We start from the raw sequence: 14,513 nt of genomic DNA on the forward strand, positions 1-14,513 counted from the left end.
CAGATCTGCATCCCGGTCAAAGACCAGGTGTTATACCGTGAGCTGAGTTTTTTAATCAGAATAATATTTGCGCAGGCACTGGCCATTGCAAAAACTTCCAGGAGATTGCCAAGAACCGGGCGGGATGTATTGGCTTGCTCAAGACTTTTAATCCTCCAGACCACAAGATGTCATAATCCAAAAAATTAAGAGAATATTCCCATAGCATATTCACAGATTAAAAAGCAAAATCTTACCGCTGCCATGCAATATATTATAAAATTATATTATATTATAATTATTTTCAATTTATATATCAGGTATATCTAAAAATACAGTCTATTATTTAAGGTGGTTAGCTATTTTTTTTAAAATGGCACGCTCCATGCAATAATTCTGAAGTATGTTTGAGAACCAGGACGATTAATAAACAAAAAAAGGGCTATATTACAGCTAATTACCATGACACTTTTTTCAGAGATTATCCAATACGCAATTTCAGGAATAACAAGTGGAAGTATTTATGCCATTGTCGGGATATGCTGGAGCACAGTATTTCTTATTAGTGGTGTTATGAATTTTGTAACGGGTGAGTTTGTCATGCTTGGCGGCATGCTTACCTGTGTTTTTTTTGGCGCAGGCATAGGATTGCCATATGCGATTTTTCTTTCAATAGCTTGCACTACCTTGATAGCTATCCTGCTTGAGCGTGTAGTGATACGTCCCGTCAAACACCCCACGGAAATGACATACATGCTGATAACCATCGCGTCTGCATCGGTCATTAAAGGGGTAATTCTTATTACCTGTGGGTCTGAAACCAGAACCTTGAAACCCTTTATTGCAATCGAACCTATTAATATTTTAGGTGCGACGATTATGCCGCAAGCCATCGTTATAATCGGTGTTTTGGGCATTCTGACCCTGGGACTTTTGTGGTTTTTCAACGGTACACTTTTGGGGAAAGCATTGAGGGCATCGTCCATCAACCAAATTGGGGCCGGTTTGATCGGAATTGATGTCAAAAAATTCAGACTTTTTTGTTTTGGGCTAGCCGGAGCTTTTGGCGCTATAGCAGGCATCGTTATTACTCCCATTGCATTTACCGGCTATAGTATAGGCCTTATGACTGCCTTAAAAGGACTTGTGGTTGCTATTGTGGGTGGATGGAGTATCGGCGGCACTGTTGCAGCCGGGCTGGCACTGGGTTTGCTGGAAGGATTTGTCGCAGGATTTATTTCAACGGGTTGGAAGGATGCACTAGCCCTTACAATTATGGTTATATTTTTGATATTTCAAACAATAGATTTTTCACGCTGGAAAAGGACAATATCCTCATGAAAAACAAATATAAATTCAAGCTCAATTTTTTCCAGTTGATTTTTATTACTGTGATTATTGTTCTGCCAACCATTATAAAAAGTAACTATATAGTGAGTGTTATGCTTCTTGTGGCCATATATGGCATATTATCCATAGGGATGGGCTTATTACAAGGCCAGGCCGGTCTATTTTCCCTGGCCCATCCAACCTGGTTTGGCTTAGGAGCTTACATTCCTGGCATATTATCAGCCAGAGGGATTATATCCCCATTGCCGGGTATCTTTGTAGCCGCTGCCATTGTTGCTTTCATAGCTTTTATAGTCGGCATTTCTGTTTTAAGGTTGCGCGGCCCCTATCTTGCCTGCGCTACTTTTGCTATTATTTTAATTGCACAGGTTGCTGCAGCCCAGCTTACTGATTTAACCGGGGGGCCTGAAGGTCTCGTTGGTATCCCTGCACTTTCTTTGGGCAAGTTTGTATTCAAGACGGATCTCCACTTTTATTATTTGTCATGGGCTTTTTGTCTGGGCTGTTACTGGTTTTGCTCTAATCTTATCAACTCTCGTATCGGTCGTGCCATGAGAGCGTTTCATAATAGCGAAATTGCCAGTCAGAGCATCGGGATCAATGTGGCTAAGTATAAAATTCAGATTTTTGTACTGACTGCTGTCATGGCCAGTTTTTCAGGGAGTATCTTTTGTTTCTACCTTCGTTTTGTCGTGCCGGATTCATTTGGTTTTCCCTTACTCATTGAACTTTTAATGATGATCATCATCGGTGGTTTAGGATATCTAAGGGGAAGCTTAATCGGAACTTTTGCGGTCTTTTGGCTGATTGAGCTGATACACGGTTACCTTGGAAAAATATTTCCGTTTATGCCCAATGACGTTGACGCCATTTTTTTTGGAATAATGATAATTATTATACTCATATTTATGCCTCGCGGATTAACCGGAGGAATAGACCAGTTAATCAATCTCACAAGGAGATTTTATGGCCGACTCAGAGGTTCTGCAACATAATTCCGGTCAGACAGGTAATAAAGCCGGAGAAAGCATTCCTCTATTTGAAGTATCTCAGATAGAGAGGTATTTTGGTGGGATTCAAGCCCTTTCCAGGGTAAGTTTTAAATTGAAAAAAAAAGGGATTGTCTCCATCATTGGTCCCAATGGTGCTGGAAAAACAACTTTTATTAATGTTGCCACTGGGACTTACTATCCCAATAAAGGTGATGTATATTTCAAAGGGCAAAATATTTCCGGTCTTCCAGCCTACAAAATTGCCCAGTTAGGTATTAGTCGAACCTTTCAGTTAGAAGAGCTGTTTTCCAACATGACTGTGCTTGAAAATGCCATGGTCGGCTGTCATACAAAAAGCAGTACAGGAATGTTCCAGGCTGGATTTCGGTTGAAATCAATGCGAATGGATGAAAATAGAATACTGGATGAAGCCCTGGAGAATTTAAAAATGGTTGGCCTGGAACATAAGGCCGCAGAAGACGTCAACCAGCTTCCCCTGGGTGAGAGAAAAATGTTGGGTATTGCTCGTTCGCTTGGCGTGAGGCCTGACCTAATTATGCTGGACGAACCCGCGGGCGGTCTTGCAGCTCATGAGATCATCAAGCTTGGTGATCTAGTTCAAGAATTGGTAGAAAATGGATTAGCAGTTATCATGGTTGAACATAATATGCCCTTTGTCATGTCTATTTCTAAACGCATTATTGTTCTAAATTATGGTACTAAAATTGCGGATGGAACTCCTGATGATGTCAGGACAGATCCGGGGGTTATAAAAGCATACCTTGGAGAAGAGGATTAGTAATGGTCGATTTTCAAAATTCCAAGACAAAGAATACTGTAAGACAGTCATGTGAGTCTTTACTGGTTATCGAAGATGTTTGTACTTTTTATGGAGACGCCCAGGCGTTAAAAGATATCTGTCTTACGGTCAAGAACAATGAAATTGTTGCTGTACTGGGAAGTAACGGTGCTGGCAAGACAACCTTGCTAAAAACGTTGACAGGGTTGCTCGGCATTCAAAGAGGGAAAATTGTTTTTAACAATGAAACTATAACAGATACTCCCTCCCATAAGATCATCAGAAAAGGCATTGCCTGTGTGCCCGAAGGAAGACAGCTGTTTGGTGCGATGACTGTCTCGGACACTTTACTGCTGGGAACCTATTCTCTTGATAAGGATGAAAGAAAAAAAATGCAGGGAGCAAGGCTGGAAATGATTTTTGATCTTTTTCCTGTCCTTAGGGACAGGGTTAATCAAGCCTCAGAGACACTCTCCGGCGGGGAGCAGCAAATGCTGGCACTAGGACGTGCCCTTATGTCGAACCCCAAATTTCTTGTGCTTGATGAACCTTCTTTGGGTCTGTCTCCTTTATTGGTAAAAGAAATGATGAATATGTTAAAACTCATCTCCCGCGAGCTGGGTATCTCTATCCTGCTGGTTGAACAAAATGCCAGGGCAGCAATAAAGATTGCCGACTATATATATATTTTGGAACGAGGGGAGGTCACTCTGGCAAATACAGCCCAAAAAGTTATGGCAAGCGAAAAGATTCAATCTGCATACCTTGGTGCGTGATTCAAACCACATCAAAATAATATGGCACAATCTGATGTGGTGACAAAACAATGGAAAAAAATATAGCCGGAAGTTGGGTTGGCTATGGGAGTCGGCCTTTAATAACGCCTGGTTGAAAAAAACTTATAAAGCAATTAATTTATTTTGTTTTATGCATGAAAGGAGAAACACTATGAAAAAATTAATGATCGTTATTATCTGTATCCTTGGTTGCCTTGTATTCGCGGGGCAGGCATCTTCAGCGAAACAGGCTCCTTATGTAATCGGTATTGCCTTGGATCTTACCGGTCGGGCTGCAAGCCTGGGTATCCCGGAAAAAAGGGGATATCAAATGATGGCTGATGAATTTAATGAAACAGGTGGCGTGAATGGACGAAAGATAAAGCTGATTATCCTTGATAACGAGAGCAAACCGGCTAAAGCAGTTTTAAATACAAAAAAATTAATCGGTGTTGAAAATGTTACGGCTATCCTGGGCTATTCTACAACAGGTTCAATCCTGGCAAGTGCACTGACAGCTGAGGAAGGGGAGACTGTACTGGTAGCCAATGCTGCTTCTGAAAAAATATGGAAGCCAACCCAAAAGTGGCTCTTCAATGTTGTTCCGAGCCAGGCATATGCATGCACCCCGATTTTAATAGATAATTTACTTAAACGTGGTTCCAAAAAAATTGCATATATATACATTGACACTGCCTATGGCCAGACAGGAAAAATGACATTTGAACAGACATGCAAAGATAAAGGAATTAAGCCTGCAATCATAGAGAAATATACACCTGGCACTACTGATGTCAGTCCCCAGATTACGCATATTAAAAGCAGTGGAGCAGATGGTCTTATTATCTGTGGATACATGGGTGATACAGCAATGGTCTTGAAAACTGCCAGGGATCTTGGTATTAAATTTCCTATTGTTAGTGAGTATGCCGTGGTTGGGCATGAGTTTATTAAATTAGCCGGTACCTATGGAGAGGGTGTGGTTAGCACCTCGCTTAAGGCTCTTGTCGCCCATGATCTTCCCGATGGAGATGTTCAGAAAGAAATAGCTATGGATCTCTATGATAAATACACAAGGAAATATGAAACATTTAGTCTCTATGCCGGTCATGCATGGGATTCGATGGCCTTACTCCGAAAGGCCCTTGAAAAAGTTGATCCCAATCTTGATCCAAGCAAAGATAAAGACTTAAAAAAGATTAGAGTACAGGTCAGAGATAATATAGAGAATCTAAAAAATATTGTTGGCCAAAATGGTACCTTTAACTACTCTCCTGATAATCATAACGGTCTTTCCTACGGATGTTACGTACCTGTAATCATTAGTAAAGGCAAATGGAGATTGGGTGAAAAGATGAAATAATCATATAAATTTAATTTTTTAAAATTAATAGAGCCTTTCCAAACTTCAAACGATTCGAGATTTGGTGAGGCTCTATTTTCAAGGTAATGCATTTTAAATGCTTCCATTATTGGTTGGCTATGTTAGTTTTTTATGAATTTCAAGTTTACGGATTCTTGCATAAAGGGTTGTTGGTTTAATATCCAGTATTTCTGCTGCTCCGCCTTTTCCGCTTACTCTCCCTCCACATTGTTTTAATGCTTTTAATACATGTTTACGTTCCATGTCTTTCATTGTCATTATGTTATCATCCGGGATTTCATTTCGCCTTGCGGGTATCAAATCCGGTAGTTCAAGATTTTCTCCTTCCGATAAAATGACAGCCCGTTCCATGATATGTTTTAATTCCCTTACATTACCAATCCATTCATAGTCTAATAGTTTATTGATATGATGCTTTTTTAATCCTTTTATTTTTTTGCCAAATTTATTGTTCAACTGATCTAAAAAATGAAGTGCCAGCAATGGTATATCTTTTTTTCTTTCCCGTAAAGGTGGTATATGGATCGGAAATACTTTTAAACGGAAATATAAATCTCTTCGAAACAATCCTTTTTCAATCATTTCCTCAAGATTTTGATTTGTTGCTGCCAGCAATCTGAAATTTGAAGATATTGTTTTATCCGCACCCACACGTTCAAATTCTTTTTCTTGCAATGTTCTGAGTATTTTTGCCTGGATTTCCGATGGCAGGGTATCAATATCATCCAGAAACAATGTCCCGCCATCAGCCAATTCAAAACGACCCCGTCGTAATCGTGATGCCCCGGTAAAAGCACCTTTTTCATGCCCAAAAAGTTCACTGGCGATAAGTCCGGGATCAAGTGCAGCGCAATTAACAGGAATAAAAGGCCCATCCCTGCGGTTGCTTTGACGATGAAGCGCCTTGGCAACCAATTCTTTTCCTACACCGGTTTCGCCAACGATCAGGACAGAGGAATCCGTAGGGCTTACTTTTTTAATCTGTATTAAAACATCCTGAATAATATTGGATTTACCGATAATGTCACTATTGTTTGGCAGACAATCAAATTCTTCCCTGTAAAATCGGGTTTCATCTTCCAGCCGCTCTTTTAACCGAGCAATTTCTTCATAGGCTTCTGCATTTTCCAAAGCTACCGCCACCTGGCTGGCTATAACCTTTAAGACCAGCAGGCATTCCTTTGGGGGAATTGCCCAGAGAAGATCATTGTCCAGATAAATAACCCCTAAAATATGGTCCTGGCGTTTTATTGGGAAGGCAATACGCCAACCGGTTCCAAAATGTTGTGGTTCATTCTGATCAGCCGTATCACCTTCATAGGTAATTTCCCGGCCTTTTTGGAAAACTTCATTAACCATATTGTAACTTAATTTAAATTCCTGTGACTCTAAAATAGCGATATCAAGATTACGACTTGCCATAAGGCTGAGTTCATTGTCCTGTCCAAAAAGAAAAATTCCTCCACGACCTGCTTTGGTCACTTTCAAAACAAGATTGATGATACGCTCTAAAAGTCTTTTGTGGCTTCGTACCGTACCGATGGCATCCCCTACATCAAAAAGGATACTGAGAAAATAATCTTCTTTTTGATCCTCTTCCACATAGGGTTTTAACTCTTGGGGAAAAAGTGTGGGGTTTATTCCTGAAACCACCAGCCAGGCCTCATTGAGCAGATCCCTGGCCTGTGTTTCAATTCCGACTTTAATTTTCAATCTTGCCAAAAGAATTTGAGCATGAGCCAATTCAATTTTCGCTCCTGACTCAGTGAGTAACTCTATGCTTTTTTCAAGTTTTGGCAGTATCGTGTCTAAACTCAAACCTTCTTTCAACATTCTTTGAGCTTGATAACGCAAACCAACACCTTTCATATAAATATCCGGCCAGTCGTTTAAACGATTGACTTCAGATTCATAGTTCATTGCAGGATGAATGAGCCCTGCGTCTTCCAAAGCCGCCATATAGTCGAAATTCCATGGACCCCGATGATGAAACCATCCAAATTCCTTAGATTTGTTATAGGCTTTTGTCTGGTATTCATAGCAGCCTTGCAGATCATTTTGAGTATATAGAATAAATGCCTTGGAAGCATATCCTGCCCAAAGTTCATAATTGCCAAAATCTTTTTTGGGGTTACTGAAAAAATTATTTAAAAAAATTTCAGCCTCTTTAAGACGACGTGCATCAAACAATGTAAGAACGCTCATAATATCTGTATACCGGATGACATGAAAAAATTTCTGTTTTTTTGCTTTTTTACGAACTTCTTCGATCAAACTAATACCTCTGGCAGTTTGCCCGCAAATACCATAACACCAGCCTAAGGTGGCGCATCCGATCAATGTGGGCGCATCGGCAGGGAATTGTTCCAAATCTCCAATAGCATCCTCATAACGTTTCACCGCTTCGGATATGTAGCCTTGCCAAAACAAAAAATCACTGGTAAATAGTGCTGCTTGTCTGTACAGATTCTCATTATTGAGTTTTTTTGCAATTTCCCATGCCTCCTGGTTGAGTTTTCCGGACTGCTCGTAATCCCCTTCTCTTTTAGCAACCTGGGCAAGGTGAAGATCGACTCTGCAAAGGCGTGCCGGGTCGTTCAGCTTTTTTGAAAACTTTAGTGCACGAGAAAGCAGTTGTCTTTGCTGCCCCAGCGGTGTGCGGTGTCCGTGGGAAGAGACAATCCCTAAGACAGCATCAATATAGATACACCAGTCATTTTGATCACAACAATCGTCTGTTTTTAAACTATCCAGGATTAATGAATAATAAGCAGTTGCTGCTTCTGTCGCCCCTATTTTCTGACAATGTTCAGCCGCTTTTAATATATAATCGGGTTTATAACAAATATCAGAATAATAACAAATATTTGTTATTGTTAATTTTTTCTCTGTGTCGGAACTATCACTATTTTCAATATGATTTATCAATGCCTGGGACTGCAAATCAATTTTTTGCTTTTTTGCAAACTTCAAAATGGTGTAAGCTTTTTCAGGCAGACAAAGAGCGTAATGGCCAATACCTGAGGGTTCATAGCAACAAATCCATTCCTTTTTTATCAAATTATCCAAAGAATTGAGTATGGTCACAGGAGAAAGCTTGTTGAATTCAACGAATGTATCCAATGATATAGGAGGGGGAAGTAAAGCAAATATTGTAAGATTATCTATTTCTTCTGAATTCAATTTTGAAAGTTGATGATCATTATCAGTCATTTTGTTTCCTTTGCTGTTCAATTTAGGAAGTCCATTAAACAAACTAAAAGCAATTAGCTTATTTGCTTATACACCATATAATATAAAATTTCATTATATTGCAATTATTATTTTTTCAATGTGTTATAAGTAATTAGAATTAATTCTATTATTTCAAATAGTTAAATATCTTTTTTATATGGCACAATCCATGCAACATTTTTAGTAAATATATAAAATTACAATCACTATTTATAAAAAATTTGGGGGGTATTATTATGATAGTCATAGGAGAAAAAATTAACGGTACTCGGCAAGAAGTTGCTATCGCAATCAAAAACAGGGACTCCGGATATATCAGGGAACTGGCACTGAGCCAGGTAAAAGCCGGGGCAAATTATCTTGATATTAATGCAGGCACACATCCTTCCCAAGAGCCGCAGGATATGGAGTGGCTTGTGGAAATCATTCAGGAGTGTACTGATATTAAGCTTTGTCTGGACAGTGCCAATTCAAATGCTTTGCTGGCCGGTATAAAAAAAGCCAATCAATTGCCGATGATTAATTCTTTGAGTGGAGAAAACAGGCGGATTAAAAGTGTATTACCCCTGGCTTGTGAGTATAAAACCGAACTTGTTGTTCTTGCTTTAGATGATGATGGCATCCCTAAAACAGCCCAAAAGCGGTTAGAAATAATAGAGCGGTTGATCAAACTCACACGGAAAAGTGGGCTTTTAGATAATCGATTGTATATTGATCCTCTTGTCACCACCATTGCCACAGATAACAATAGCGGTGTTACGGCATTTGAAACGATTAGAAAAATAAGAAACGCATTCCCTGAAGCTCACATCACCTGTGGCCTCTCAAATATTTCTTTTGGACAGCCCTGCCGGACAATTATAAACCAGGCCTTTGCTGCCCAGGCAATTGGTGTTGGTATGGACAGTGCCATCATTGATCCTTTGGATTTTGGGCTTCGTAATGCTGTTTATTCTGCTGAACTGGTTATGGGCCTTGATATTGACTGCCTGAATTATAACCAGAGCCATCGTGCCGGGTTGATTGTGGATCCACTAAAAAATAAATTTATGGATAATGGAAAAATTTCCAAAGCTTTCCGGGATCTTTCCAGCGCGTTGACTGCATCAGGAATTATAAAAGAGTCTGCCGGTGGTGCCGAAGAAATTGAATGCAACAGCCAAAATAAAGCAGAACCACAAGTCAGCGATGATGATGAAATAGAAACCTTTATTATCTCTCTGGTAGACATGAAAAAAGCCCGGGTTCTTGAAATGACAAAAACCCTTCTTGCCAAGGGGACAAACCCTTTATCTTTACTGGATGCTTCTAAAAAAGCAATGACAGAGGTAGGCCGACTGTTTGAAACTCAGGAGTACTTTGTACCGGAATTGATACTGGCAGGCAGGATGCTCAAGGATATTTCACAATTGATCAAACCCTATATGAAAACAAAAGAAGAATTTAAGAAAAATAAAGGCCGGGTTATTATTGGCACGGTTGAAGGTGATATCCATGACATTGGTAAAGATATTGTCGTGACCATGCTGGAGGTAAATGGCTATGAGGTTATGGACCTTGGGGTTGATGTGCCCGTTCTAAAATTTATTGAGGCTACACAAAGTTTTAACCCTGGCATCATTGGGTTAAGCGGCTTTCTTACCCTTGCCTATGATCCCATGAAGGAGACCATTGCAAAAATAAAACAGGCTGGATTTAAAGATATCAAATTTATGCTTGGTGGAGGTCAAATTGACGAACAGGTAAGGGTTTATGCAGGTGCTGATGCCTTTGGCCGGGATGCAATGGAAGCGGTCAAGCTCTGTGATCAATGGATGGGAAACTAAAAAAGGATATAAATATGAAAACTACTAATCAGGCTTTGTTTAAAAAAAGAGAAAAAAGGATTCTTGATGCCCTTGCCCTTAAGGAACCCGATCAGATTCCAATTGTTCCTTTATTTGCATTTTATAATTGCTACTTCAGTGGCATTTCCCCCAGACAAGCTTACACGGATCCTCTAAAAGCAGTGAAAGCCTGGAGAAAAACCACCCGGCATTTCCAGCCCGATGCAACCTATAGCGTGAATTTTACTATTACGGCCATGGATGAAGTTCTTTCAGGCTTGGATTTTAAAGCCGTAAAGTGGCCGGGGCATGGGGTTGGTGATGACCAGTCTTTTCAATTTGTAGAAGCCGAATATATGAAAGAGGATGAATACCAGGAATTATTTGACGATCCAGGCAACTATTTTTTACGCAAATTTATTCCAAGGCTCTCTGGAAATCTTAAGGGATTGGCAAAATTGCCGCCTTTGGAAACTGCTGCATTAGGATATGCGACTCCTGCTGTGTTAGCTGCATTGGCCGATCCTGATATAACCCTTGCATTGGAATCTCTTCTTAAAACGGCGAAAATGCAACTAAAATGGACTCAAATTTTTACGGCTTTTGCGCAGGAACTAAAGGATGCGGGTTTCCCATCAATTAAAGAACAGACCGTGTTTTGTCCATATGATTTAATAGCAGACAATTTAAGGGGCACATCAGGCGCTGCAATGGACCTTCTGTTGCAGCCTGAAAATTTAAAAAAAGCAGTAACGAATATGGCACCTTTTGTGTCCCGCATGGGGATAAATGGTGCAAAAGCAAAGGGAAATCCAAGGGTTTTTATTCCACTTCACAAGGGAACGGATAACTTTATGTCTCTTAAACAATTCAAGGAATTTTACTGGCCCACATTACAGCAGCTCATTTTTGATCTTGTGGAGGCTGATTGCACACCATATCTCTTGATAGAGGGGATGTACAATACCCGTCTTGATATTATAAAAGAGGTACCAAAGGGTAAATGCATATACCATTTTGAGGGAACCGATATTTTTGAAGCTAAAAAGAAGCTGGGCGATACTGTCTGTATCATGGGCAATATGCCAAATTCACTTCTTGTAACCGGTTCCGTGGGCCAGGTAAAGGATCATACCAAACAGCTGGTCGATGTTTGTGGCGATGGCGGAGGTTACATCATGAGTGCATCAGCACTCATAGATGAAGCAAAACAGGAAAATCTTGAAGCATGGATAGAAACCACACGAGAATATGGCAAATATAATTGACAAGCCCGATATAATAAAGAACATTTCCTTGTCGCTTACAAGGGATGGATTGTTCCGCAGGATGGGCTTTGGGGGTCGTAGCCGACCACCAGCTAAGGAAATAATGGAGCAGTTTGATCTGGCCATGGCCATGGTTAAAAATCAAGACCTCATCCATGGTCAGGCTGTTACTCTGGTACAAGAGATTTCCACGCTTTCAAATGAGGAGGTAATTCTCATAAATGGCAGCAGAATGCCGGGAGAAAGAATTTACAAACTCATGCCCCATGCCACCCATCTTGTGCTGGCAATTGGTACCATAGGCAATGCGCTTGAAACCCTGGTCAGAAAATTTATCAGGGAAGACAACCCGTCGATAGGGATCATGCTGGACGGCATTGGAAGTGCTGCAGTGGATTGTCTTTTGGAAGAGACAAGTCACCGTATCAGCACCATGGCCGATGACATGGGCTTAATGTCAAGCAGCCCCATCTCTCCCGGTATGCCTGGCCTGCCATTGGAAACCCAGCAGATACTGTTTAATCTGCTGCCGGCAGATGCCATTGATGTCCGGCTGACATCATCCAGAATGATGATTCCATTCAAGTCAAGCTCCATGATAATCGGTTTAGCTAAAGAAATGCCCAGGTGGTCAAAAGAAGAAGTGTGCAAAAAATGCCATTTATTTATGCATTGTAGGTACAAAAAGGAATAATAATTTTTGAAATGCTAATATTTGAATTGAATAATTTTTACGAGTTCATCAAGGTTAGTGTCCATAAAAAGGTATATTTTAGATGACCATAAGAATCAAAAATCCAGGCCAAGAGGATATTTTACTAAAATCAGAACAAAAAAAAACTTTGTTGGCTATCCTTACAGAGTCTGAAATCCCAATACATTCGGATTGTGGAGGTAAAGGGGTTTGTGGGAAATGTTCCCTTACCATTGAGCCCAAGGAATATGTATCCGTGATATCTTCGGCTGAAAAAGAGTGTCTGTCTGCCATTGATATTGATTCAGGGAAACGGTTGGCATGTCAAACTAGACAACTTGACCAAGGAGATATTTGTGTGTCCCAAATGAATATCACTGAAAAAGATTCTGGGCAGGCCTCATCAAAAATTAATATCGGCAAAGCCCTTGCTGTTGATTCTCCTGTTCAACGGATTGTAATTAGAAAAGTACCACAATCCCATATGGATTTATATAAATTCCATGATCTTACTTCATGGCTTACAAGCCTCGCCCAAGTTCATCATTTAGATTTTTCTATTGACGCATTAAGACAACTATCCAACTTTTCAGAACTGGAAAATGATCTAACACTTGTAAAGAGGAATAATGAGATATCCTCAATCCTTTCAGGCTCTTATCCACAATCTCTTGGCCTGGCCGTTGATCTTGGCACAACAACTATGGCAGCCTATCTTTGTGATTTAACAACAGGTGATATTCTTGCTGCATCTGCTAAAAACAATCCTCAGAGAATGTTTGGAGAAGATGTGATTTCTCGAATTGATTTTGCGGGCAAAAGCGAGTCAAATTTAAAAAAAATCCAGTCTGCTGTTATTGAAGCTGTCAATGAATTAATTTTTGAATCTGTAAAAAAGGCAGGCGGCTCCATTAATGACATCGATGATGCATGTATTGTCGGGAACCCAACCATGCAGTCTCTTTTTTTAGGATTTTGCCCTAAAAGTCTTGGGCGATCCCCTTATCAGCCAACCACCACTAATGCGATAAATATCAAAAACCGGGAACTGGGTTTGGTTCTTAAAAAAGAAGTCAACCTTCATCTTCTACCAATGCCTTCGGCTTTCATAGGAGGTGATGCTATAGCAACAGCTATTGCCATTGATCCACCCCGATCCAAAGAAAGTATTCTTATCATTGATCTTGGAACCAATGGGGAACTATTACTTTTAACAAACCATGGATCATTTGCAACTAGCGCAGCCACTGGTCCTGCTTTTGAAGGCTACACCATTTCCTGTGGTGTTCGTGCCGTACCCGGTGCGGCAAATGAAATAAGCTGGAATAAAAAAAATAATAAATTTGATTTCAAAGTGATTGCAGGTAACCCTGAAAAAAAGATAATAGGGCTATGCGGGTCTGGTTTGATTGATGCGGTTGCTACAGCACTTAAAGCAGATCTTATATCTCCTGTGGGTCGAATAAAAGAAAGTGGTTTTGGTATCCATGAGGACATGACCGGAAGAAGTATAACTCTGGTTTCTGCAAAAGCGTGTAATTCTGACAAAGATTTAAAATTGACACAAAAAGATATCAGGCAGCTTCAACTGGGAAAAGCAGCGCTAAGGGTTGGAATTGATTCTCTTTTGGAGGTGGCAAACTTAAAACAGGTATCAAAAACCATACTCACCGGTGCTTTTGGGTCAAATTTTAACTGGGAAAATGCTGTGAGCATTGGAATGATTCCCAATAAATCACAAATTGGTCAAGTGGATACAATAAATAATGCAGCAGGGATAGGGGCTGCAAAAGCATTGCTGAACCATGATGTCAGAACAAGAGCTCAAAGACTTTCACAAGAGCTTCATTGTCTTGAATTAGGAAAACAAATTGATTTTAGTTATAAATTTGCTGAAGCAATTGCTTTCAATTCCTATGAATAAAATCAAGGGCAATAAAAATGGAATTTTTAAGCTTTCATAGCCAAATTGTATTGACACCATGGACTGATATGGCCAAGTAAGAATAAACACTTTTTTATCAGTAATAAACAAGGCTGTCTCCGATTTTACCCAACCAGAACAATTTCATATTATTAATTTTGATTGCTCAGAAAAACTCCGAAAATGACAATCACGGTTGCTGCAATCTGTTTGGGATTTAATGTTTCACCTAAAATCAGCCAGCCCAAAAGGATGGCAGTCACAGGAATCAGGTTGATAAAGATGGA

11 protein-coding genes are annotated in these 14,513 nt (G+C 40.0%); 9 read left to right on the forward strand and 2 right to left on the reverse strand.

Annotated elements, in window-relative coordinates; genetic code table 11:
* Positions 1-441 precede the first annotated feature (441 nt).
* The 5 genes from K8S13_RS17690 to K8S13_RS17710 all read left to right on the forward strand — a co-directional run bounded on the left by K8S13_RS17690 (position 442) and on the right by K8S13_RS17710 (position 5,259).
* Complete coding sequence (locus K8S13_RS17690; protein ID WP_291464577.1) at positions 442-1,320, forward strand: branched-chain amino acid ABC transporter permease; 879 nt, start codon at positions 442-444, stop codon at positions 1,318-1,320.
* Entirely contained in the window at positions 1,317-2,324 is a 1,008-nt protein-coding gene (locus K8S13_RS17695; RefSeq protein WP_291464578.1) for a branched-chain amino acid ABC transporter permease, read from the forward strand. The genes K8S13_RS17690 and K8S13_RS17695 overlap by 4 nt, the downstream gene beginning before the upstream one ends.
* Positions 2,296-3,120 (forward strand): ABC transporter ATP-binding protein, encoded by an 825-nt coding sequence (locus K8S13_RS17700; protein ID WP_291464580.1) that lies wholly within the window; start codon positions 2,296-2,298, stop codon positions 3,118-3,120. Before K8S13_RS17695 ends, K8S13_RS17700 begins: the two co-directional genes overlap by 29 nt.
* Positions 3,121-3,122: 2 nt before the next feature.
* Entirely contained in the window at positions 3,123-3,896 is a 774-nt protein-coding gene (locus K8S13_RS17705) for an ABC transporter ATP-binding protein (protein ID WP_291464582.1), read from the forward strand.
* A 172-nt stretch (positions 3,897-4,068) separates the two neighbouring features.
* A complete protein-coding gene (locus K8S13_RS17710; RefSeq protein WP_291464583.1) occupies positions 4,069-5,259 on the forward strand; it encodes an ABC transporter substrate-binding protein in 1,191 nt (396 codons plus the stop codon).
* 117 nt (positions 5,260-5,376) lie between these two features.
* Here the strand turns inward: K8S13_RS17710 and K8S13_RS17715 are convergent, their stop codons facing one another.
* Positions 5,377-8,493 carry a sigma 54-interacting transcriptional regulator gene (locus tag K8S13_RS17715; RefSeq protein ID WP_291464584.1) on the reverse strand — a complete coding sequence of 1,039 codons (3,117 nt, stop codon included), beginning with the start codon at positions 8,491-8,493 and terminating at the stop codon, positions 5,377-5,379.
* A gap of 257 nt (positions 8,494-8,750) precedes the next feature.
* On the opposite strand from K8S13_RS17715, the gene K8S13_RS17720 reads away from it, so the two are divergent.
* The 4 genes from K8S13_RS17720 to K8S13_RS17735 all read left to right on the forward strand — a co-directional run bounded on the left by K8S13_RS17720 (position 8,751) and on the right by K8S13_RS17735 (position 14,226).
* The gene (locus K8S13_RS17720; protein ID WP_291464586.1) at positions 8,751-10,340 is read left to right on the forward strand and encodes a dihydropteroate synthase; all 1,590 of its coding nucleotides are present in this window, start codon (positions 8,751-8,753) and stop codon (positions 10,338-10,340) included.
* Positions 10,341-10,354: 14 nt separating this feature from the next.
* Positions 10,355-11,608: a uroporphyrinogen decarboxylase family protein gene (locus K8S13_RS17725; protein ID WP_291464588.1), complete on the forward strand. Its 1,254-nt coding sequence runs from the start codon at positions 10,355-10,357 to the stop codon at positions 11,606-11,608.
* Between the two features lie 103 nt (positions 11,609-11,711).
* A complete protein-coding gene (locus K8S13_RS17730; protein ID WP_291464590.1) occupies positions 11,712-12,302 on the forward strand; it encodes a hypothetical protein in 591 nt (196 codons plus the stop codon).
* An 82-nt stretch (positions 12,303-12,384) separates the two neighbouring features.
* Entirely contained in the window at positions 12,385-14,226 is a 1,842-nt protein-coding gene (locus K8S13_RS17735; protein WP_291464592.1) for an ASKHA domain-containing protein, read from the forward strand.
* A 152-nt stretch (positions 14,227-14,378) separates the two neighbouring features.
* Here the strand turns inward: K8S13_RS17735 and K8S13_RS25785 are convergent, their stop codons facing one another.
* Positions 14,379-14,510: an EamA family transporter gene (locus K8S13_RS25785; RefSeq protein ID WP_367172718.1), complete on the reverse strand. Its 132-nt coding sequence runs from the start codon at positions 14,508-14,510 to the stop codon at positions 14,379-14,381.
* Between the last annotated feature and the right edge of the window lie 3 nt (positions 14,511-14,513).

This window comes from Desulfobacula sp., from assembly GCF_021107415.1.

Coding starts and splice junctions, on each gene's coding strand:
- K8S13_RS17705 (WP_291464582.1), top strand. CDS start 3,123: ATGGTCGATTTTCAAAATTCCAAGACAAAGAATACTGTAAGACAGTCA.
- K8S13_RS17695 (WP_291464578.1), top strand. CDS start 1,317: ATGAAAAACAAATATAAATTCAAGCTCAATTTTTTCCAGTTGATTTTT.
- K8S13_RS17735 (WP_291464592.1), top strand. CDS start 12,385: ATGACCATAAGAATCAAAAATCCAGGCCAAGAGGATATTTTACTAAAA.
- K8S13_RS17715 (WP_291464584.1), bottom strand. CDS start 8,493: ATGACTGATAATGATCATCAACTTTCAAAATTGAATTCAGAAGAAATA.
- K8S13_RS17710 (WP_291464583.1), top strand. CDS start 4,069: ATGAAAAAATTAATGATCGTTATTATCTGTATCCTTGGTTGCCTTGTA.
- K8S13_RS17700 (WP_291464580.1), top strand. CDS start 2,296: ATGGCCGACTCAGAGGTTCTGCAACATAATTCCGGTCAGACAGGTAAT.
- K8S13_RS17725 (WP_291464588.1), top strand. CDS start 10,355: ATGAAAACTACTAATCAGGCTTTGTTTAAAAAAAGAGAAAAAAGGATT.
- K8S13_RS17690 (WP_291464577.1), top strand. CDS start 442: ATGACACTTTTTTCAGAGATTATCCAATACGCAATTTCAGGAATAACA.
- K8S13_RS17730 (WP_291464590.1), top strand. CDS start 11,712: ATGGAGCAGTTTGATCTGGCCATGGCCATGGTTAAAAATCAAGACCTC.
- K8S13_RS17720 (WP_291464586.1), top strand. CDS start 8,751: ATGATAGTCATAGGAGAAAAAATTAACGGTACTCGGCAAGAAGTTGCT.